The sequence below is a fragment of the Streptomyces sp. NPDC017979 genome (assembly GCF_044328175.1).
GTDB lineage: Bacteria > Actinomycetota > Actinomycetes > Streptomycetales > Streptomycetaceae > Streptomyces.
Genome location: NZ_JBIRGU010000001.1, coordinates 341361 through 361561 on the forward strand (window position 1 = coordinate 341361; position 20201 = coordinate 361561).

Annotated in this window: 15 protein-coding genes; 8 read left to right on the forward strand and 7 right to left on the reverse strand. The window is 71.2% G+C overall.

Translation table 11 applies throughout. The features are described 5' to 3' along the window. The first annotated feature begins 153 nt into the window (after positions 1–153). The 4 genes from ACH4E8_RS01450 (at position 154) to ACH4E8_RS01465 (ending at position 5717) form a co-directional block, all read left to right on the forward strand. Positions 154–2424 (forward strand): HAMP domain-containing protein, encoded by a 2271-nt coding sequence (locus ACH4E8_RS01450; RefSeq protein ID WP_398444676.1) that lies wholly within the window; start codon positions 154–156, stop codon positions 2422–2424. A 6-nt stretch (positions 2425–2430) separates the two neighbouring features. Beyond that, entirely contained in the window at positions 2431–4005 is a 1575-nt protein-coding gene (gene pgsB, locus ACH4E8_RS01455; protein ID WP_398443230.1) for a poly-gamma-glutamate synthase PgsB, read from the forward strand. Between the two features lie 73 nt (positions 4006–4078). Next, on the forward strand, positions 4079–4561 hold the full coding sequence (locus ACH4E8_RS01460) for a poly-gamma-glutamate biosynthesis protein PgsC/CapC (protein WP_361537160.1): 483 nt from the start codon (positions 4079–4081) through the stop codon (positions 4559–4561). Between the two features lie 73 nt (positions 4562–4634). Continuing rightward, complete coding sequence (locus ACH4E8_RS01465) at positions 4635–5717, forward strand: C40 family peptidase (protein ID WP_398443232.1); 1083 nt, start codon at positions 4635–4637, stop codon at positions 5715–5717. 83 nt (positions 5718–5800) lie between these two features. Here ACH4E8_RS01465 and ACH4E8_RS01470 read toward each other — a convergent pair whose 3' ends face one another. Next, positions 5801–6826 (reverse strand): 6-phosphofructokinase, encoded by a 1026-nt coding sequence (locus tag ACH4E8_RS01470; protein WP_361969502.1) that lies wholly within the window; start codon positions 6824–6826, stop codon positions 5801–5803. Positions 6827–7499: 673 nt separating this feature from the next. Between ACH4E8_RS01470 and pta the strand changes: the two genes are divergently transcribed. From pta to pyk, 3 genes are all read left to right on the forward strand, one after another. Next, positions 7500–9641, forward strand: a complete 2142-nt coding sequence (pta, locus tag ACH4E8_RS01475) for a phosphate acetyltransferase (protein WP_398443234.1) — start codon at positions 7500–7502, stop codon at positions 9639–9641. 82 nt (positions 9642–9723) lie between these two features. Further along, positions 9724–10956 carry an acetate kinase gene (locus ACH4E8_RS01480; protein WP_398443236.1) on the forward strand — a complete coding sequence of 411 codons (1233 nt, stop codon included), beginning with the start codon at positions 9724–9726 and terminating at the stop codon, positions 10954–10956. A 74-nt stretch (positions 10957–11030) separates the two neighbouring features. After that, positions 11031–12455, forward strand: a complete 1425-nt coding sequence (gene pyk, locus ACH4E8_RS01485) for a pyruvate kinase (protein WP_398443238.1) — start codon at positions 11031–11033, stop codon at positions 12453–12455. A 72-nt stretch (positions 12456–12527) separates the two neighbouring features. On the opposite strand, the gene ACH4E8_RS01490 is transcribed toward pyk, so the two are convergent. The 4 genes from ACH4E8_RS01490 to ACH4E8_RS01505 form a co-directional block, all read right to left on the reverse strand. Then, positions 12528–13922, reverse strand: coding sequence for a hypothetical protein (locus tag ACH4E8_RS01490; protein ID WP_398443240.1), 1395 nt, complete (start codon positions 13920–13922; stop codon positions 12528–12530). Further along, positions 13912–14460 carry a DUF6114 domain-containing protein gene (locus tag ACH4E8_RS01495; protein ID WP_398443242.1) on the reverse strand — a complete coding sequence of 183 codons (549 nt, stop codon included), beginning with the start codon at positions 14458–14460 and terminating at the stop codon, positions 13912–13914. The genes ACH4E8_RS01490 and ACH4E8_RS01495 overlap by 11 nt, the downstream gene beginning before the upstream one ends. A gap of 94 nt (positions 14461–14554) precedes the next feature. Continuing rightward, the gene (locus tag ACH4E8_RS01500; protein WP_398443244.1) at positions 14555–15208 is read right to left on the reverse strand and encodes a DUF6230 family protein; all 654 of its coding nucleotides are present in this window, start codon (positions 15206–15208) and stop codon (positions 14555–14557) included. A gap of 581 nt (positions 15209–15789) precedes the next feature. Next, on the reverse strand, positions 15790–16767 hold the full coding sequence (locus ACH4E8_RS01505; protein WP_398443246.1) for a tetratricopeptide repeat protein: 978 nt from the start codon (positions 16765–16767) through the stop codon (positions 15790–15792). Positions 16768–16986: 219 nt separating this feature from the next. Here ACH4E8_RS01505 and ACH4E8_RS01510 point away from each other — a divergent pair, with 219 nt between their 5' ends. Continuing rightward, positions 16987–17592, forward strand: coding sequence for a TetR/AcrR family transcriptional regulator (locus ACH4E8_RS01510; RefSeq protein WP_398443248.1), 606 nt, complete (start codon positions 16987–16989; stop codon positions 17590–17592). Between the two features lie 39 nt (positions 17593–17631). On the opposite strand, the gene ACH4E8_RS01515 is transcribed toward ACH4E8_RS01510, so the two are convergent. Together ACH4E8_RS01515 and ACH4E8_RS01520 are read right to left on the reverse strand one after the other, a co-directional pair. After that, positions 17632–19332, reverse strand: a complete 1701-nt coding sequence (locus tag ACH4E8_RS01515) for a methylmalonyl-CoA mutase (RefSeq protein WP_398443250.1) — start codon at positions 19330–19332, stop codon at positions 17632–17634. A 471-nt stretch (positions 19333–19803) separates the two neighbouring features. After that, positions 19804–20130, reverse strand: a complete 327-nt coding sequence (locus ACH4E8_RS01520; RefSeq protein WP_398443252.1) for a DUF3817 domain-containing protein — start codon at positions 20128–20130, stop codon at positions 19804–19806. Positions 20131–20201 lie beyond the last annotated feature (71 nt).

Consider the following 20201-nt stretch of genomic DNA (forward strand, 5'->3'; position numbering starts at 1 on the left):
CCGCCCCGCTCCCCGGCCCGCAGGACACCGGGGCCACCGCCCGCAGGCACCCGAGCCGCAGCCCGTAGGAACCAGGAAAGAGCACCAGTGAAACCGAGCAATGCCGCGTACTCCGTGCGCGGAGGCCGGCGCCGCAGCCGCAAGCGCGCGGACATGCCCCTCCTCGGCGGCATCCGTCCGCCGATCGCGGTGCTGTGCGTACTGATCCTGGCCCTCGCCGCGCTGACGGCGAAGGTGCTCGGCCCCAGCAAGGACGCGGTCGCGCCCAAGGCGGTGCTCTCCTCGCAGAAGCACTTCGCGGAGGACGGCGCCATCGCCATGCGCGCCTCGGTCGACGAGCGGGTCGCCGACCTGGACCGGACCGCGAAGGCGCTCAGCGCGGGCGAGCCGGTGAAGCCCGAGCGGATCCTGTCGGACCTGGGTCGCACCTACCAGAAGTGGACCGGCACCACGGTGCTGGACGTGGAGAGTGGCGAAGTCCTCGCCGCACGCGGGGAGACGATCCCGCTCGCCTGGCTGGACAAGGACGTCCTCACCGGCAAGCGCGCCCTCACCCCGCGCATGGTGCGCCTGGACACCGGCGACGTGCGCCTGATGATCATGGCGGTGCTGGACTGGAAGGACCGGCCGCAGCAGTTGCTGCTGGCCTCCAGCAGCCTGTCCGTGCCCGCCATCAACCTGGGCCAGTTCCGCACCATGGCGGTCGTCGCCAAGGACGGCGAGGTGCTGGCCACCGCGGGCTTCGAGCGGGCCGAGGCGCTCAACTCGGACCAGGAGCGCAAGGAACTCGCGTTCCTCCAGAAGCAGATGAGCCAGCTCTCCGACCAGGCGGCGGTCCGGACCGAGCAGCACCCCGTACGGGCCAAGGAGCCCGGCTCCGGCGGTTACCCCGGCGTCAGCGGAACGCTCGTCGGCAAGGAGTACAACGGTCGCGTCGCCCTCGCCGGCTACGCCTCGCTCGCCTCCTCGAACCCCGAGGAGAAGAAGAGCGTCGCCGCCGGCCTCGGGCTGACCGTGGTGTCCCTGCTGCCCGTGGTGCAGGAGGAGACCGGGGAGTCCGACCGCGAGCTGTACGGGCTGATCGCGGCCGGCGTCCTCGTCGCGCTCGGACTGCTCGCCGCCGCGGTGCTGTGGACCACCGTCCAGCGGCCCCTGCTGCGGCTGTTCCTGGAGTCCCGCCGGCTCGCCCGCGGCGACCGGACCCGCCCGGTCACGGTGCCCCGCTGGGGCGAGGCCGCCCGGATCGGCGCCGCGCTGGAACGGCTGCGCCAACAGCTCGACGACGAAGCCGCCGGCGCGCCCCCCGGCGGCCCCGCGGACGCCGCCGGGGCACCGCGCCGCAAGAAGATCCGCATCGGCAGCCGCGGGCCGCTCGCCCTGACCCTGGCCCTGCTGCTCGTGTGGTGCGTGCCCGTCGGGCTGCTGCTCAACCGCACCGACGGTTCGGTCAGCGTGCCGATGACGATGGTGAACGACCAGCGCGACCGTACGGACCTGATCGCCGACCGGGTCCGCAGGGCGCTCAACGAAGCACAGGCCGACCTCGTCTCGACGTCCCACCTGATCGGTGCGGACGACGCGTCCGCCACCGACCGCACCCTCCAGAAGGCCCTGGACAAGCACACCCGCTACCGGGCGCTGTACGTCGTCGACGCCGACGGCAAGGTGACGTCCAAGGCGGGCGCCGACCCGGCCGACTGGAGCACCGAGAAGGAACAGCCGCTGGTCCGGGTCTCCGGCAAGGGCGGCAAGGAGCCCGTGGTGCAGGCCGCGGCCCCGGTCGCGGAGCGCAAGGGCGCCACCCTGGTCGGCGAGATCCGGGTGGAGTTCCTCAACTCGCTGCTGAACAGGCCCGGGCTCGGCGAGGTCCGGGTGGTGGACGCCGAGGGCCTGACCATCGCCGGCAACGACGGCTTCCTCGCCTTCGAGAAGCTGCCCCGCGAATCGCTGACCGACATCGTGCGGGCGTCCGGCGTCCGGGTGGGCGCCGACCCGGTGGAGACCGGTCTGCTGCTGCGCGACGGCGGCAAGGTCACCGTGGCCGCGGCCGCTCCGTTCTCCGGCGGCGGCGTCACGGCCGACATCGGCTGGACCGTGGTCAGTTGGCAGAACGCCGAGCGCTTCCAGATCGCCCCCTACGAGCGGGAGGACCGCAGCGTGCTCGCCGGCATGCTGGGCCTGGCCGCGATCATCTTCTCCCTCGGCTGGATCTACCTGGTGGTCGTCCGACCGCTGCGGGCCCTGGCCACCAGCGCGGAGAAGCTCGCCGACGGCGATCTGAAGACCGTGCACTACCCGCGCTACCAGGACGAGGTGGGTGCCGTCGTCCGCAGCCTCGAACTACTGCGTCAGCAGGCGCAGGCCCACAGACACAACCAGGCGCGCCGGACCGCGGAGGTCCAGCCCGGCGCCGGCGGAAGGTGACCGGCCGTGCTCTACCTCTACTTCGTCCTGCTGACCGGTGCGGTGTTCCTGCTGATAGCCGGGATCGTGGAGCAGCGCAGGCACTACGCCGCCCTGCACTCCATCCCCAGCCGGGTGCTGGTCAACGGCATCCGCGGCAAGTCGTCCATCACCCGGCTGTGCGCGGGGGCGCTGCGCGGCGGTGACCTGGTCACCGTCGCGAAGACGACGGGGACGGCCGCCCGCTTCATCCACCCCGACGCGACCGAGGAGCCGGTCTACCGCAAGTTCGGCATCGCCAACGTGGTGGAGCAGATCGGCATCGTGCGCCGGGCCGCCACCTACCGGCCGCACGCCCTGGTGATCGAGTGCATGGCGGTCATGCCGGCGCTCCAGGAGGTCAACCAGAGCAAGCTGATCCGTTCCACGATCGGCGTGCTGTGCAACGTCCGCGAGGACCACCTCGCCGAGATGGGCCCCACCCTGGACGACGTCGCCCGCTCGCTGTGCCGCTCGATGCCGCAGGACGGCATCTGCGTCACGGCCGAGAAGGACCGCTTCCACATCCTCCAGGAGGAGGCGGACGCCCGTAACTGCCAACTGATCTACGCCGACCCCGACACCGTCACCGACGAGGAGCTGCGCGGCTTCAGCTGGTTCACGTTCAAGGAGAACGTGGCGATCGCGCTCACCGTCGCGGAGCTGCTCGGCGTGGAGCGCCAGGTGGCCCTCCAGGGGATGTACGACGCGCCGCCGGACCCGGGCGTGCTGTCCGTGGAGCGGTACGTCACCCCGGAGGGCAAGCGGCTGGCGTTCGCCAACGTCTTCGCGGCCAACGACCCCGAGTCGACGCTGATGAACGTCAACCAGTTGCTGGACCTCGGCGCCATCAACCGCCCGCTGAACGTGGTGATCAACTGCCGGCCCGACCGCGTCGAGCGCAACGGGCAGATGGGCGAGCTGATCCCGGACCTCAAGCCGGACCACGTCTTCGTCATCGGACACCCCGCGAAGAGCGCGATCGACGCCGTCCCCGCCGAGTGGCGGGACCGGGCGGTCGACCTGGGCGGCGAGCGCCGCGAGGCCGAGGAGTTCATGGCGACCATGCTCGGCAAGATGCCCGACGGCTCCTCGCTCGTCGCCATCGGCAACATCCACGGCCAGGGCGAAGAGCTGTTGGAGTACCTCGCCGAACTGCCCGCCGACGAGAGCGCCGCGACGCCCGGCGCCGAGCCGGCGGACGACCGGCAGGAGCAGGAGCAGGAGCAGGAGGAACAGCAGCAGCCGCAGTTCGCTCCCGTCGCCGCCCAGCCCGCGCGCCTGGACCCGTACGCCCCGTACCCGACGGCGTACGAGGAGCGCTACCAGGCGTCCCAGACCCAGGAGATCCCGGTGGTGCGGATCCCGACCCAGCCGACCGACGAGCACCGGTTGGAGCCGGTGCCGCCGCCGCCCACCGCCGCCGGCTCGTGGGACGGCCGGGCGTGGCCCGCGGCCGACGAGCGGCCCGAGGCGCGTGTCGAGGAGCCCTTCGACCCCTTCGGCCACCGTCAGCGCCCGACCCACGAGGGCGATCAACTGCCTCCGCACCACCGCCCCTGACCAGCGGACGGCCGCCGGCCGCCGTCGCACGTCCCGTCCGCCCTGCCTCGCAACACCCGCCCGGAGCCCCCAGTTGACCACTGCCGCCCTGACCCCCGAGATGGCTGCCCTGGGCATCGCCATAGGTCTGTTCTTCTCCCTGCTGTGCTACCTCACCACCAACCTCTCCCCCGGCGGCATGATCACGCCGGGCTGGCTCGCGCTGACCCTGATCGAGGACCTTCAGCGCGCGGCCATGGTCGTCGGGGTCACCGCGCTGACCTACGCCGGCACCAAGCTGATGCAGCGGGTCATGATCCTGTACGGGAAGCGGCTGTTCGCCGCGGTCGTCCTGCTCGGAGTGCTGCTCCAGTCGACGGTGATGATCGTGCTGTCGATCGAGTTCCCGCTGCTGTACGGGAACGAGACCCTCGGCTTCATCGTCCCCGGCCTGATCGCCTACCAGTTGGTGCGCCAGCCGAAGGTGCCGACGCTGCTCGCGACGGCCTCCGTCTCGATGATGGCGTACATCGTCGTCGCCGCCGGTCTGCTGCTCGGCGTCATGCCCGCCGTCTGACCCCCGAAGAAACGACGACCCGAAAGTCTCGAAGAGCCGAAGACTCGACGAGCCGAAGAATCGAGGAAGTTCGATGGCAGTGAAGAAGAAGTCGCGCCGGGTCCTGCCGGTCCTCGCGGTCCTCGGGCTCGTCGCGACGTCCGGCTACCTCACGCTGGAGTTGCGCCAGCAGGAGGACGACGGGGTCACCGAGATACGCAACGTCGGCGTCCTGAACGGGATGAAGGGCACGACCGGCGCCTCCGCCGACAAGGGCGCGGAGGGCTGGACCCGGCTGGAGAACCCGGCGCGCAGCGTGCTGCGCGGCGGCGACGGCCAGGTGAAGGCGGTGCTGACCGACGGCGCACAGACCGCGAAGCTGACCGGCCCGGCGCGCACCTTCGCCGAGCCGGCGTCGACGGGCTCCAAGGTCTCCACCACGGACTGGGTGCGGCTGATGCCCGAGGAGTGGTCCGAGGGCGCGGAGAAGGAGAAGTGGTTCAAGGAGTGGTACGCCGAGTACGCGGACAGCAAGGAGGACGACATCTTCTCCTTCGCCTTCCAGTACGTGCAGGGCGCACCCGACGTCAAGGACGACAAGGGGCTGGTCGTCGCGGGTGACGCGAACTTCGGCCCGCTGAACGTCGGCGGGAAGGACGAGGACGGCGACCTGCGCCTGGAACAGTCCGACTTCTACGACTATCTCGGCAAGCCCTATCCCTTCCGGGACGGCAAGACCGGCACGCCGGAGAGCATGCGTGCCCGGTCCTTGGACTGCTCGGGCTACATCCGGATGGTGCTGGGCTACCGCGGGCGCTATCCGCTGATGTCGTCGGACCGTTCCGGCGACGGCCTGCCGCGCACCGCGAACGGCATGGCGCGCTCGAAGCTGGGCGCGGACGTACTGCCGCTGAAGGGCATCACACCGGCGGACCGCCCGACCGCCATCGACCAACTGCAAGCCGGTGACCTGGTGTTCTTCAAGCTGGACACCCGCACCGCAGACCGGTTGGACCACATGGGCATCGTCGTCGGCCACGACACCGAGGGGCATCTGATCTTCATCTCCAGCCGCGAGGAGATCAACGGCCCCACCATCGGCGACGTCGGCGGCGTCTCCCGACTGGACGGCAACGGCTACTACGCGAAGACGCTGCGCAGCGCGAAGCGCCTGTAGCTCCCGTAGCTCCCGTGTGCGTGAGGGCGGGGCCATCCCCAAGGGGTGGCCCCGCCCTCACGCGTCGAGAAGACCGACCGGGGTCAGAAGACGGACTCCGCCTCGTTCATCCGGTTCTCCGGGACCATCTTCAACTGCGTCACGGCGTCCGCGAGCGGGGCCATCACGACCTCCGTCCCGCGCAGGGAGGTCATCTTGCCGAAGTCGCCGCGGTGCGCGGCCTCCACCGCGTGCCAGCCGAAGCGGGTGGCGAGGACCCGGTCGTACGCCGTGGGGACGCCGCCGCGCTGTACGTGGCCGAGGATGACCGGCTTGGCCTCCTTGCCGAGGCGGTGCTCCAACTCGACGGCGAGGCGGTTGCCGATGCCCTGGAAGCGCTCGTGGCCGAACTGGTCGATCTCGCCCTTGCGGTACTCCATCGAGCCCTCGGCGGGGTGCGCGCCCTCCGCGACGCAGATGACGGCGAACTTCTTGCCGCGGGCGAACCGCTCCTCGACCATCTTGACCAGGTCCTGGACCTCGAACGGCCGCTCGGGCAGACAGATGCCGTGCGCGCCGCCCGCCATCCCGGACTCCAGGGCGATCCACCCGGCGTGCCGCCCCATCACCTCGACGACCATGACGCGCTGGTGCGACTCGGCGGTGGTCTTCAGCCGGTCTATGGCTTCGGTGGCGACCGTCACCGCGGTGTCGAAGCCGAAGGTGCGGTCGGTGGCGGAGATGTCGTTGTCGATGGTCTTCGGGACGCCGACGACGGGCATCCCGGCGTCCGCGAGCATCCGGGACGCGGTGAGCGTGCCCTCGCCGCCGATCGGGATCAGCACGTCGATGCCGTACTGCCGCTGGATCTCGCCGCAGTTCTCCGCGGCCTCCCGCAGCCGGCTGCGCTCCAGGCGCGCGGAGCCGAGGATCGTACCGCCACGGGCCAGGATGCCGCTGACGGCGTTGAGGTCGAGGGGGCGGTGGTGGCCGTCGAGGAGGCCCTTGAAGCCGTCCTCGAAACCGATGACCTCGTCGCCGTGCCCGGTGATGGCCCGGTGCACGACCGAGCGGATCACGGCGTTGAGACCGGGGCAGTCGCCTCCGGCGGTCAGCACTCCGATACGCATCGCGCTGTGTCTCCTGCTCGTAGTGGGGCGTCTGAGCCGAGAGTCAATTGTTCCACGCCCACGGTCCCGCCGTGCGGCGAGCTCTGCCACGACGTCTGCGACCCGGTTCTGTCGGGCTCGCCCAGCCCCTCGCGCCCCAGACCTCGCCGTGTCCCTGCGGGTGCCGTGTTCCCTGCGGATGAGTGTGGCTGGTCGCGCAGTTCCGCCCCCTACGCCCAGAGGGCGTGGGGCCCCAGCGCCCCTGACTACCCGCCGTTTCCCTGCGGGTTCATCGGTCTCTGCGGGTGCATCGTGGCTGGTCGCGCAGTTCCCCGCGCCCCTGGAAACCCACGCCCTGCGGGCGTCGGGACAAACCGCGTACCCGCTGGTGACCGACGGGCTGAGCGAATCAGGGGCGCTGGGGGTCCCCCCACGCCCTCTGGGCGTGGGGGGCGGAACTGCGCGAACAGCCACCCACCGGGCCGCAGACGCCCAGGCGCAGCTCGCCGCACGGCGAAACCGCGGGTCGCAGGGGCAAGCGCGTACTCACCCGGCCCGACCCCCGACGCACGCCCTAGTCCACTTCGAGAGGTATTGTCAAGAGGGAAAGGCCGCGGACCAGCGGTTTTTCTTCGGTTTTTGCCACAACGAGTGACTGCCACGTCGAGTGACGACGGGCGGACGGAGGGCGCACGTGACGCGCAGCGTGTACGTGACCGGAATCGACCGCGGGGACGGCCGCCAGGTCGTCGAGCTGGGGGTCATGGAGCTGCTGACCCGCCAGGTGGACCGGGTGGGGGTCTTCCGCCCCCTGGTGCACGACGGGCCCGACCGGCTCTTCGAACTGCTGCGGGCCCGCTACCGGCTCGCCCAGGACCCCGCGTCCGTGTACGGCATGGACTACCACGAGGCGTCCGCGCTCCAGGCCGAGCAGGGCACCGACGAACTCGTCTCCCACCTGGTGAACCGCTTCCACCGGGTGGCCCGCGACTACGAGGTGGTGCTCGTCCTCGGCACCGACTTCGCCGCCACCCAGCTCCCCGACGAACTGGCGCTCAACGCCCGGCTCGCCAACGAGTTCGGCGCCTCCGTGATCCCCGTGGTGGGCGGTCGGGGCCAGACCGCCGAGTCGGTGCGCGCCGAGGCCCGCAACGCCTTCCGCGCGTACGAGGCGCTCGGCTGCGACATCCTCGCCATGACGGTCAACCGGGTGGCGGCGGCCGACCGCGGGGAGATAGCCGAGCGGCTGGCGGCCCGCCTCCCCGTCCCCTGCTACGTCCTGCCCGACGAGCCCGCGCTCGCCGCGCCCACCGTCTCCCAGATCGCCCAGGCCCTGAACGGCACGGTGCTGCTCGGCGACGACTCCGGCCTCGCCCGCGACGCCCTCGACTTCGTCTTCGGCGGCGCGACCCTGCCGAACTTCCTCACCGCCCTGACCCCCGGCTGCATGGTGGTCACCCCCGGCGACCGCGCGGACCTGGTCGTCGGCGCCCTCGCCGCGCACTCCGCCGGCACCCCGCCCATCGCCGGCGTGCTGCTCACCCTGGACGAGCGGCCCCGGGACGAGGTGCTGACCCTGGCGTCCCGGCTGGCCCCCGGCACCCCGGTGGTCTCCGTCGCCGCCACCAGCTTCCCCACCGCCATGGAGCTGTTCAGCCTGGAGGGCAAGCTGAGCGCCGCCACCCCGCGGAAGGCGGAGACCGCGCTCGGCCTCTTCGAGCGGCACGTCGACTCCGCCGAGCTGCTCGACCGGCTGGCGGTGGCCCGCAGCGGCCGGGTCACCCCGATGATGTTCGAGCACGAGCTACTGGAGCAGGCCCGCGCCGACCGGCGCCGCGTCGTACTGCCGGAGGGCACGGAGGAACGGGTGCTGCGCGCCGCCGACGTGCTGGTGCGCCGCGACGTGTGCGACCTGACCCTGCTCGGCGACCCGGACGTGATCCGCAAGAAGGCCGCCGACCTCGGCATCGACCTGTCCGCCGTCCAACTCGTCGATCCGAACACCTCGGAGCTGCGCCAGCCCTTCGCCGAGCGGTACGCCGAGCTGCGCGCCCACAAGGGCGTCTCGGTGGAGCTGGCGTACGACGTGGTCGCCGACGTGAACTACTTCGGCACCCTGATGGTGGAGGAGGGCCTCGCCGACGGCATGGTCTCCGGCTCGGTCCACTCGACCGCGGCCACCATCCGCCCGGCGTTCGAGATCATCAAGACCCGCAAGGCGGCCGACGGCTCCGGCGGCGGCGCCTCGATCGTCTCCTCCGTGTTCTTCATGTGCCTGGCGGACGAGGTGCTGGTGTACGGCGACTGCGCGGTCAACCCGGATCCGAACGCCGAGCAGCTCGCGGACATCGCCGTCCAGTCCGCCGCGACCGCCGCCCGCTTCGGGGTGGAACCGCGGATCGCGATGCTGTCGTACTCCACCGGCACCTCCGGCTCCGGCGCGGACGTCGACAAGGTGCGGGAGGCCACCGAGCTGGTCCGCCGCGCCCGCCCGGACCTGCGGATCGAGGGGCCGATCCAGTACGACGCGGCCGTGGAGCCGTCCGTCGCCGCGACCAAGCTGCCGGACTCCGAGGTCGCCGGCCGCGCGACGGTGCTGATCTTCCCCGACCTGAACACCGGCAACAACACGTACAAGGCCGTGCAGCGCTCGGCCGGCGCGGTGGCGGTCGGCCCCGTGCTCCAGGGCCTGCGCAAGCCGGTGAACGACCTGTCGCGCGGCGCCCTGGTCGGCGACATCGTGAACACGGTCGCGATCACCGCGATCCAGGCGCAGCCGGAGCCGGGGGCCGAGCAGCCCGCACGGCCGGCCCGGTCGGCCGCCGCGCCCGCGTAGCCCCGACCCGCCCGTACCCCCGTCCCGTACGCCCGAGACCCCGAGACCCCGCAATCCGCACCCGACAGAAGGCCCCGCGACCGTGACCACGTCCTCCGCCCCCGCTCCCTCCCGCGTCCTCGTCCTGAACTCCGGCTCCTCCTCGGTCAAGTACCAGTTGCTCGACATGGTCGACGGCGCCCGGCTCGCGGTCGGGCTGGTGGAGCGGATCGGCGAGCGGACGTCCCGACTCGTGCACACCCCGGGCGACGGCGGCGAGCCGCGCGAGCGCACCGGCCCGATCGCCGACCACGAGGCCGCGCTGAAGGCGGTCGCCGAGGAGTTGTCGGCGGACGGGCTGGGGCTGGACTCGCCGGCGCTGGCGGCGATCGGCCACCGGGTGGTCCACGGCGGGCTGAAGTTCACCGCGCCGACCGTCGTCGACGACGAGGTGCTGGCGGAGATCGAGCGGCTGGTGCCGGTGGCCCCGCTGCACAACCCGGCGAACGTCGTCGGCATCCGCACCGCCCGGGCGCTCCGCCCCGACCTGCCGCAGGTCGCGGTCTTCGACACCGCATTCCACACCACGATGCCGGAGTCGGCGGCCCGGTACGCCATCGACGTGGAGACCGCGGACGCGCACCGCATCCGCCGCTACGGCTTCCACGGCACCTCGCACGCGTACGTCTCGCGCGAGACGGCGAAGCTGCTGGGCAAGGAGCCGGCGGAGGTGAACGTGATCGTGCTGCACCTGGGCAACGGCGCGTCCGCGTCCGCGGTGGCCGGCGGCCGGTGCGTGGACACCTCGATGGGGCTCACTCCGTTGGAGGGCCTGGTGATGGGCACCCGCTCGGGCGACGTGGACCCGGCGGTCACCTTCCACCTGAAACGGGTGGCGGGCATGTCGACGGACGAGATCGACACCCTGCTGAACAAGAAGAGCGGGCTGGTGGGGCTCTGCGGCGACAACGACATGCGGGAGATCCGCCGGCGCATCGACGAGGGCGACGAGCGGGCGCGGCTGGCGTTCGAGATCTACGTGCACCGGCTGAAGAAGTACATCGGGGCGTATTACGCGGTGCTCGGCCGGGTGGACGCGATCGCCTTCACGGCCGGCGTGGGCGAGAACGCGGCCTTCGTGCGGGAGGCCGCGGTCGCCGGGCTCGAAGAGTTGGGGCTCGCGATCGACGCGGAGTTGAACGCCGAGCGGTCGCCGCGGGCGCGGATCGTGTCGCCGGTGTACGCCCGGGTCGCGGTGGCGGTCGTGCCCACCGACGAGGAGTTGGAGATCGCGCGGCAGACATTCGAGGTGGTGTCCGCCAATTCACTCGACTGAGCGAATGCCTGCCCATTTGTATCTTCCACTAGACGGAATATTCCGAGTCGAAACAAACCGATAGGATCCGCCTTATGCGCCGTTCCAAAATCGTCTGCACACTGGGCCCCGCCGTCGACTCGTACGAGCAGTTGAAAGCTCTCATCGAGGCCGGCATGAACGTGGCCCGCTTCAACATGAGCCACGGAAACCACGCCGACCACCAGGGCCGCTACGAGCGCCTGCGGCGGGCTTCCGCGGACACCGGCCGGGCGATCGGCGTGCTCATCGACCTCCAGGGCCCCAAGATCCGGCTGGAGACCTTCGCCGAGGGCCCCGTCGAGCTGGTGCGCGGTGACGAGTTCACCATCACCACCGAGGACGTGCCCGGCGACCGCACCATCTGCGGCACCACCTACAAGGGCCTGCCCGGGGACGTCGCGAAGGGCGACCAGATCCTGATCAACGACGGCAACGTCGAGCTGCGGGTCGTGGAGGTGGACGGCCAGCGGGTGAAGACCATGGTCGTCGAGGGCGGCGTGATCTCCGACCACAAGGGCATCAACCTCCCCGGCGCCGCGGTCAACGTGCCCGCGCTCTCCGACAAGGACGTGGAGGACCTGCGCTTCGGCCTGGAGATGGGCTGCGACCTGGTCGCGCTCTCCTTCGTCCGGGACGCCGGCGACGTCCGCGACGTCCACAAGGTGATGGACGAGGTCGGCCGGCGCGTCCCGGTGATCGCCAAGGTCGAGAAGCCGCAGGCCGTGGAGAACATGCAGGACGTCGTGATGGCCTTCGACGGCGTCATGGTGGCCCGCGGTGACCTCGCCGTCGAGTATCCGCTCGAAAAGGTCCCGATGGTGCAGAAGCGCCTCATCGAGCTGTGCCGCCGCAACGCCAAGCCGGTGATCGTGGCGACCCAGATGATGGAGTCGATGATCACCAACTCGCGGCCGACGCGCGCCGAGGCGTCCGACGTCGCCAACGCCATCCTGGACGGCGCGGACGCGGTGATGCTCTCCGCCGAGTCCTCGGTGGGCGCCTATCCGCTGGAGACCGTCAAGACGATGTCGAAGATCGTCGTGGCGGCGGAGGGCGAGCTGCTCTCCAAGGGCCTCCAGCCGCTGGTGCCGGGCAAGAAGCCGCGCACCCAGGGCGGCTCGGTGGCCCGCGCGGCCTGTGAGATCGCGGACTTCCTGGACGGCAAGGCGCTGATCGCCTTCACCCAGTCCGGCGACACGGCGCGGCGGCTGTCGCGCTACCGCGTCTGCCAGCCGATCCTGGCCTTCACCACCGAGGAGTCCACCCGCAACCAGCTCACGCTGAGCTGGGGCGTGGAGTCCTTCGTCGTGCCGCACGTCGACAACACGGACGCGATGGTCGACCTGGTGGACGCGGAGCTGTCGAAGCTCCAGCGCTACAACGAGGGCGACACCATGGTCATCACGGCCGGCTCGCCGCCCGGCGTCCCCGGCACCACGAACATGGTGCGGGTGCACCACCTGGGCTCCAAGTCCTGAGCCGCGGTCCCGCGTGACGCACGGCGGTGCCCCGGTCCGGTGCGGACCGGGGCACCGCCGCGTCGTGCCCGGCTACTCGGGGTCGTAGTGGCCGGGCGTGAAGTAGTTGTGCAGGCCCGGGATCGTCAGCGTGCCGCCGAACTGGCCTGCCTGGCGGACCGTCACATCGGTGAAGATCGCCAACGGTACGTTCAGGGGCGGCGGCTTCTCGGGGCTGAAGGTGACCGGGATGATCCCGAAGAGGTTGCCCTTCAGCTCCTCGGTGTACATCGTGACGGTGCCGTTGCGGATGGTGGAGGTGGACCCCTCGTCCGCCGTCGCGTGCAACGTGGTGCCGTCGGGGCCGTCCACCAACTGGTGCAGGTCCTTGATGTCGATGCTGCTCGCGGTGAACTTCAGCACCGGCTTGACCTTGCCGCCGCCGGTCTTCACCTCGACGATGCCCTTGTAGTCCAGGCCCGCCAGGGTGAGCTTGGTGCTCTTGAGGATCCACGGCTGGTCGGGGAGGTCGGGGATGCCCGGCTCCAACTCGGCGTCCGCCAGCGCCTCGGGATCGGGGGTGGGGCAAGGGAAGCGGGGCTTGGCGCCGTCGGGGATGTCCTCGTCCTTCTTCGGTTCGAGCCCCTTGGCGTCCTCCGCCAGTTCCTCGACCTCGGCGCCCGCCTGCTCGGCCGCCTTGCGGATGGCCTTCTCGGTCCCGCCGCCGTCGCCGCCCTCGCGTGCGGTGTCGTGCCCGTCGGCCCGCGGCGCGTCCGGCTCCTTCGACGGCTCGGTGGACGGCTTCGGGTCCGGCGCCGGGGGCGGGGTCGCCTTCGGCGGCGGCGTCGTGGGCGGTGGCGGGGCCGACTGGTTGCCCTCGTCACCCACGCCGAACAGGTCCTTCAGCGCGTCCCCGACCCCCAACGGGTCCCAGGGGTCACGGGACTTGGTGGAGCTCGGCGCGGCCTGCGGCGAGGGCGGGGCGCCGGCACCCGCGGCGTCCTCGGTGGCCTGCGCCGCCGACGGCGCCTCACCGGGCTCCTCGTCGTCCTCCGGCTCGGGCTCCCGCGCGTCCTCAGCGGCGGACTCCCCCGGCGCCGGTTCCGGCTCGCGCGCCGGCTCGTCCGAGGGCTCCGCGCTCTCCGACGGCTTCGGGGATCCGGGGGCCGCCGGCTTCTCGGGCTTGGCGTCCTTCTCGGCCTTCTCGGGTTCCGCGGATTGCTGCGGCTCGTCCGACCGGGTCACGCACGGCCCGGGGGCGAAGGGGATGTCCTTGTTGTCGGCGAGGGCCGCCTTGGGGGTGAGGCCCATCCCGACGAAGACGGCGGTCGGCATGGCCGCCAGGGCTATCGCCCTTCCGGCCGGCCGCTGGAGCTTGGTCAGCAGCGACTTCTTCGGGGCGGCGTGCCGTGGGCCCTTCTTGGCCCGCGCCCCATCGCCGTCGGCACCCGTCCCGGCACCGGTCAGCGGTGTGACGTCACCCTGCACTGTTCCTCCCGCCGTGGGGGTCGATGGTCGTCTTCTCGTGCGGGTCGGCCGGCTCGGCCTGCATCGGGGCCAGTACGGCCGTGGGGGTCCCTTCCTCCTTCGGGGTCCCTACGGGCTCCGCCTCGTGCACGACCGGCTTTCCGGGCGCCCAGGAGACCGAGAGGGCACCGCCGAGCAGTGCGAAGAGGAAGCCGATCACGAAGCCGCCCAGATTGGCGACGGGGATCGAGATCAGCGCGAGCAGGATCGCGGCCACGCCGGCGAACACCCGAACGATGTGGTGGAACCACATCGTGAGCCCCAGCGTGACCAGCAGCACGCCGATGATCAGCGAGCCCGCGCCGGCGGTCGTCGACATGGAGAGCGTCAGATGCCCCAGCTTCAGGCTGGCGTACGGGAAGTAGGCGATCGGGATGCCGCCGATGAGGGTGAACAGCCCGGCCCAGAAAGGCCGTTGACCCCGCCAGTCACGGAACCTTCGCCAGAGGGTCCGGGTGTAGTGGTCGTTCCGCCCGGTGGCCATGGAGTCGGCGCTCATGGAAAACAGCTCCCTGGAACTGGTGTTGCTGGGTGGAGAGTGGGCGGGCGGCCGACGCCACGACGGCGTCACCGCCCGCCCGGACGGTCGACCGTCAGTAGCACTCGACCTTCGGGCCGTCGCCCTTGTGCAGACGCATCTTGAGGCCGCCCAGCTTGAAGGTGCCGGCGGTGGTCGCCCACGCCTTCTGCTTGACGCCGGTCAACACGGCTTGGTCCGCCTGCTGGGCAAAGCTGTTGGGAAGGATCTTGTCCTGCACGACCGGACCCTTGCCGCCCCGCCGCGAGTCCGTGTCCTTAGCCGCGACACCGATGTCAATGTTGGTGAACTTGGCATCGCCGTCCAGCTCGGTGATGTCGAGGTAGAGGTTCTCCGCCTCGACCGTCTTGCTGCCCTCACCGGCACGGAGCTGGAGCGTGATCTTCCCCAGCAACGGCACGTCGGTCACCACCGACTGGCACATGTTCTTGATCGTCGCCGACCGGAACGTCGAGATGGCGACCGGGTGCTTGGTCTTGTCGTCGCCGTCCATCGTCTTGTAGCCCATGTCCACGCCGCCGTACTGCGCGAACCCGGTGCCGTCCAGCTTCCCTGCCGTGACCTTGAACTCCTGGCCGGACACCGCGAAGGACGCGGCGAGCGCCCCCTGTGCCAGCCCGATGCCGATGGCGGCGGTGGCCGCCACGCTCGGCACCATGACTAGGGCGAACCGCTTCCATCTGGTTCCGCCACGAGTCATCGACTCCATGACTTTCCTCCTTCTCGGACGTACACCCCGACTGACGGACCCGTCCGTCACGAGGTGGGAGAAGCGCTACGTCCCCGGGAAGAAGAGCGCCTGCGAGTCCAGGCGCGTACCGCGACCGAAACACCGGCGATCACCCCCGAGCGACAACCACTGATCGCGCCTGACGCGTCATGCGCAACCTCGGGTCGGACAGGCCCTGCCGTTCGGCAGGAACCCCCCTGTCCGCGTCCGGCGGTGCGCCGGCCGGCTCGGTGGGGACCCAGGACCGCGGGCACGGCCGGGGAGCCGGGCCGGTGCGGTGTTGGACCGAGCGTGGCCGATCGTGGTCCATTCGGGGCCTTGACACAAGGGGGGTCGTTACTGGCTAGTAACGACCTGATAACCGCACACCGGCCACGCGTTCCCGAACAGGCACACACGGTGCACCAGCGGTCCACGGCATAGCGGGGCAAGCCCACCAAAAGCCGGACAGGGGGAGCGAGTTGATTTACTGCGAGTAACACCGCCCCTCTTTGCCAAGATTTAGCAAAGGGGGCGGTGCTTGGCCACTGCGCCAAAAAACGGCGCGCGTCCTACGGTGCTCAGTACAGGGCGCGGGCCAGCGCCGAGCGGGCCGCGGTCACCCGGGGGTCGTCGGCCCCGACCACCTCGAAGAGCTCCAACAGCCTTACGCGCGCGGCGTCCCGATCGTCACCGCGGGTGCGGCGCACGGCCTCGACCAAGCGCCCGAAGGCGTCCTCCACGTGCCCGCCGACCAGGTCCAGATCGGCCGCCGCGACCTGTGCCGCCACGTCGTCCGGACGGGCCGCCGCGTCCTGCCGCGTCTTGTTCGGGTCCAAGTCCTTGACCCGGCCGAGCAGTTCGGCCTGGGCGAGGCCCAGCTTGGCCTCGGTGTTCCCGGGGTCCTCCGACAACACGTTCTGGTACGCCTGCACCGCGCCCGCGAAGTCGCCCGCGTCCAGCGCCTGCACGGCCGCACCCAGCGCCGCGTCGTACGGCCCGACCGGTTCTTCGGGGGCCGCGGCGGCCGACTCGTCGCCCTCGCCCGCCGGGGCGACCGCGATGCCGGTCAGCCCGAAGCGCTGCTCGGCGACCTGGATGAGCTGGTCCAGGGTCTCCCGGATCTGACGCTCGGGGGCCGCGCCCTGGAAGAGCGGCAGCGCCTGCCCGGCGACCACGGCGAACACCGCGGGGATGCCCTGCACTCCGAACTGCTGCATCAGCAGCTGATTGGCGTCGACGTCGATCTTGGCGAGCAGGAAACGGCCGTTGTACTCCGTCGCCAACCGTTCGAGGAGGGGCCCGAGCTGCTTGCAGGGCTCGCACCACTCGGCCCAGAAGTCGATGACGACCGGCACCTCGTTCGAGCGCTGCAACACGTCGCGCTCGAAGCCGGCCTCGTCGACGTCGATCACCAGACCGGAGGGGGCCACGGCACCGCCGCCGCCCTGGCGCGCGGCCTCGGCCCGCGCCTGCTCCGCCTTGGCCTTGGCCTCGTTGGCCGCCTTCACCGCGGCGAGGTCGACGACGCCGCTCATGGACATGTTCCTAGGCTGCATGAGTACATCCTCCCCCCTTCGCGCGCGCAAGTGAAAAGCACCCCGAAAAGCTCGGAAAGCTGGCGCACGGTCCCCACCCTGCGCCGGTGGTTGTCGCGGAGAGCCGATCACGGCTTTCGCTACGGGTCGTAGCGTAACTGTGCCGCCCGGGTGCCGTGTGAGATACCTCCCGTGAACTGGCTCACAGCAATCCTGCTACCCGCCGGTATGGTCGCGGGCATGCAGAGCCGTACGGGCCGTCCCCGGAGCGCGGGGACCGACACCGCGATCCTCGACGCCACACGGGCCGCGCTCGTGGAGCTCGGCTGGTCGAAGCTGACCATGGGGGACGTCGCGGTCCGCGCCGGCGTCGCCAAGACGACGCTCTACCGGCGCTGGTCGAACAAGAACGAACTCGTGGTGGACGCGGTGGCCGTCATCTTCGACGAGCTGCGCCTCCCCGACCTCGGGAGCCTCGACGCCGACGTGCAGGCGGTGGTCCTCCAGTTCGCGGCGCTGCTGGAGCGCCCGGAGGCCAGGACGGCGCTGATGGCCGTGGTGGCGGAGGCGACCCGCGACGAGGCGCTGCGCCGGCGCATCCGCTCGGCGATCGTGGACCGGCAAAAGCGCCTGGTCCTGGAAGGGCGGGCGCGGGCGCAGGCGCGCGGGGAGCTGCCCTACGAGGACGACCCGGCGCGGGCCGCGCTCCGGGCCGACCTGATCTTCGACGTGATCGCCGGCGCCGTGGTGCACCGCGCGCTGGTGAGCTCGGAGCCGGTGGACGAGGCGTGGGCGCGCGACTTCACGGCCCTGCTGCTGTCTGGCCTGACGCCGTCGGTGCCGTAGCGGCTCGACGGCGTCGGACAGGGCGCCTGCGGCGGGGGCTCAGAAGCCGGGGGGCTCGGTGTACGTGCCCCATTCGTCGCGCAGCGCGTCGCAGATCTCGCCCAGCGTGGCCTCGGCGCGTACGGCGTCGAGCATCGGCCCGATCATGTTCGACCCGTCCCGTGCGGCCGCCAGCATGGCCGTCAGCGCGCTGCGCACCCGGGCGTCGTCGCGCCGCTCGCGCCGCTCGGCGAGGACGCGCACCTGCTCGCGTTCGACCTCGTGGCTGACCCGCAGGATCTCCAGGTCGCCGGTGACCGAGCCCTCGTGCACGTTGACGCCGACGACCTTCTTCTCGCCCTTCTCCAGCGCCTGCTGGTAGCGGAAGGCGGACTCGGCGATCTCGCCGGTGAACCAGCCGTCCTCGATGCCGCGCAGGATGCCGGAGGTCATCGGTCCGATCGGGTGCCGTCCGTCGGGGTGGGCCCGGAGCCCGCGCTCCTTGATCTGGTCGAAGACCTTCTCGGCGTCGGCCTCGATGCGGTCGGTGAGCTGCTCGACGTACCAGGAGCCGCCGAGCGGGTCGGCGACGTTGGCGACGCCGGTCTCCTCCATCAGCACCTGCTGGGTGCGCAGCGCGATCTCCGCGGCCTGCTGACTGGGCAGCGCCAGGGTCTCGTCCAGGGCGTTGGTGTGCAGCGAGTTGGTGCCGCCGAGGATCGCGGACAGCGCCTCCACGGCGGTGCGCACGACGTTGTTGTACGGCTGCTGCGCGGTGAGCGAGACGCCCGCGGTCTGGGTGTGGAAGCGCAGCCACTGCGCCTTTTCGCTCCGGGCGCCGTAGACGTCGCGCATCCAACGCGCCCAGATCCGGCGGGCGGCCCGGAACTTCGCGATCTCCTCGAAGAAGTCGAGGTGCGCGTCGAAGAAGAAGGAGAGCCCGGGCGCGAAGACGTCCACGTCCAGGCCGCGGCTGAGCCCGAGCTCCACGTAGCCGAAGCCGTCGGCGAGGGTGTACGCCAGCTCCTGGGCGGCGGTCGCCCCGGCCTCGCGGATGTGGTAGCCGGAGACGGAGAGCGGCTTGTACGCGGGGATGCCGGCGGCGCAGTGCTCCATCAGGTCGCCGATCAGCCGCAGGTGCGGCTCGGGCTGGAAGAGCCACTCCTTCTGGGCGATGTACTCCTTGAAGATGTCCGTCTGGAGCGTGCCGTTGAGCACGGCGGGATCGACGCCCTGGCGCTCGGCGGCGACCAGGTACATGCAGAACACCGGCACGGCGGGCCCGCTGATCGTCATGGAGGTGGTGACGTCGCCGAGCGGGATGTCCCGGAAGAGGACCTCCATGTCGGCGGCGGAGTCGATCGCCACCCCGCAGTGGCCGACCTCGCCGAGCGAGCGGGGGTCGTCGGAGTCCCGCCCCATCAGCGTGGGCATGTCGAACGCGACGGAGAGCCCGCCGCCGCCGGCGGCCAGGATCATCTTGTAGCGCTCGTTCGTCTGCTCGGCGTTGCCGAAGCCGGCGAACTGGCGGATCGTCCAGGTGCGACCGCGGTAGCCGGTCGGGTGCAGCCCGCGGGTGAAGGGGTACTCCCCCGGCCAGCCGATGCGCTCGAACCCCTCGTACGCGTCGCCGGGCCGCGGCCCGTAGACCGGCTCCACGGGATCCCCCGAGAGCGTGCTGAAGTCCGCGTCCCGCTTGCGGGCCTTGTCGTATCGGGCCTGCCAGCGGAGGCGGCCCTCTTCAATCGCGTGGGCGTCCATGAAGCCAATTTACTAGGACGTCCTACTATCTGTCGACGCGGATGCGCTGCGCTGTGCGTGCGGATGTGGGGCGGGGGCGCCCCGGGGCGCGGCCGGGGCACACGCCCCGCACCTCTGCGGGAGCGTCGGCCGGCGCGGCCGGATGGGGTTTGCTTGCGCAGTTCCGCCCACCACGCCCCGCGGGCGTAGGGGGCGGAACTGCGCGAACAGCCCCCACCGGGCCGCAGACGCAAAAGATGCACAACCAGCCACGGCGCACCGCACCAGCGGGTGCCACTGACGCCGTGACGGCGACCACAGGCCATGGACGGCTGGTCGCGCAGTTCCCCGCGCCCCTGGGGTCCTCCGCTTAGGGGGCTGGGGGCGCTGGGGGTACCACCACGGGGCGGAACTGCGCGAGCAGGCCCACCACCGGGTCGCAGACGCGGAGGGGTCGCAACCGGCGCAGCCGGAGCCCGCGGGGTGCTCGGGTTACGCCTTCGCGGGCTCGGGCGCTCCGCCGGCGATCAGCGCCTGGGCCTCGCGGGTGATCTTGGGCTCGACGAAGAAGGAGGCCACCGGGATGCAGCCCGCCGCCAGGACCCACAGCAGCTTCCCGAAGGGCCACTTCGCCTTGGATCCCAGGTCGAACGCGAAGATCACGTAGACGATGAAGAGGACGCCGTGGATCTGCGAGATCACCATGGTGTCGCCCGTGCTGAAGCCGTACTTCAGCACGATGGCCCCGGTGAACACCAGCAGCCAGACGGCGGTGATGTACGCCATCACGCGATAGCGGGTCAGCACGGTTTGTTTCATGCGCCGAGCCTAACGGGGCCCGGATACCACTCCGCGCCTGGGGCGTCCAGTCCGCGGGCCGCCGGGACCGC

Excerpts from the sequence above, each read along its gene's own strand:
- ACH4E8_RS01495 (WP_398443242.1), bottom strand. The coding sequence starts at position 14,460 with ATGAGCGCCGACTCCATGGCCACCGGGCGGAACGACCACTACACCCGG.
- ACH4E8_RS01515 (WP_398443250.1), bottom strand. The coding sequence starts at position 19,332 with ATGGACGCCCACGCGATTGAAGAGGGCCGCCTCCGCTGGCAGGCCCGA.
- ACH4E8_RS01470 (WP_361969502.1), bottom strand. The coding sequence starts at position 6,826 with ATGCGTATCGGAGTGCTGACCGCCGGAGGCGACTGCCCCGGTCTCAAC.
- pyk (WP_398443238.1), top strand. The coding sequence starts at position 11,031 with ATGCGCCGTTCCAAAATCGTCTGCACACTGGGCCCCGCCGTCGACTCG.
- ACH4E8_RS01520 (WP_398443252.1), bottom strand. The coding sequence starts at position 20,130 with ATGAAACAAACCGTGCTGACCCGCTATCGCGTGATGGCGTACATCACC.
- ACH4E8_RS01465 (WP_398443232.1), top strand. The coding sequence starts at position 4,635 with ATGGCAGTGAAGAAGAAGTCGCGCCGGGTCCTGCCGGTCCTCGCGGTC.
- ACH4E8_RS01510 (WP_398443248.1), top strand. The coding sequence starts at position 16,987 with ATGCAGAGCCGTACGGGCCGTCCCCGGAGCGCGGGGACCGACACCGCG.
- ACH4E8_RS01505 (WP_398443246.1), bottom strand. The coding sequence starts at position 16,767 with ATGCAGCCTAGGAACATGTCCATGAGCGGCGTCGTCGACCTCGCCGCG.
- ACH4E8_RS01450 (WP_398444676.1), top strand. The coding sequence starts at position 154 with ATGCCCCTCCTCGGCGGCATCCGTCCGCCGATCGCGGTGCTGTGCGTA.
- ACH4E8_RS01500 (WP_398443244.1), bottom strand. The coding sequence starts at position 15,208 with ATGGAGTCGATGACTCGTGGCGGAACCAGATGGAAGCGGTTCGCCCTA.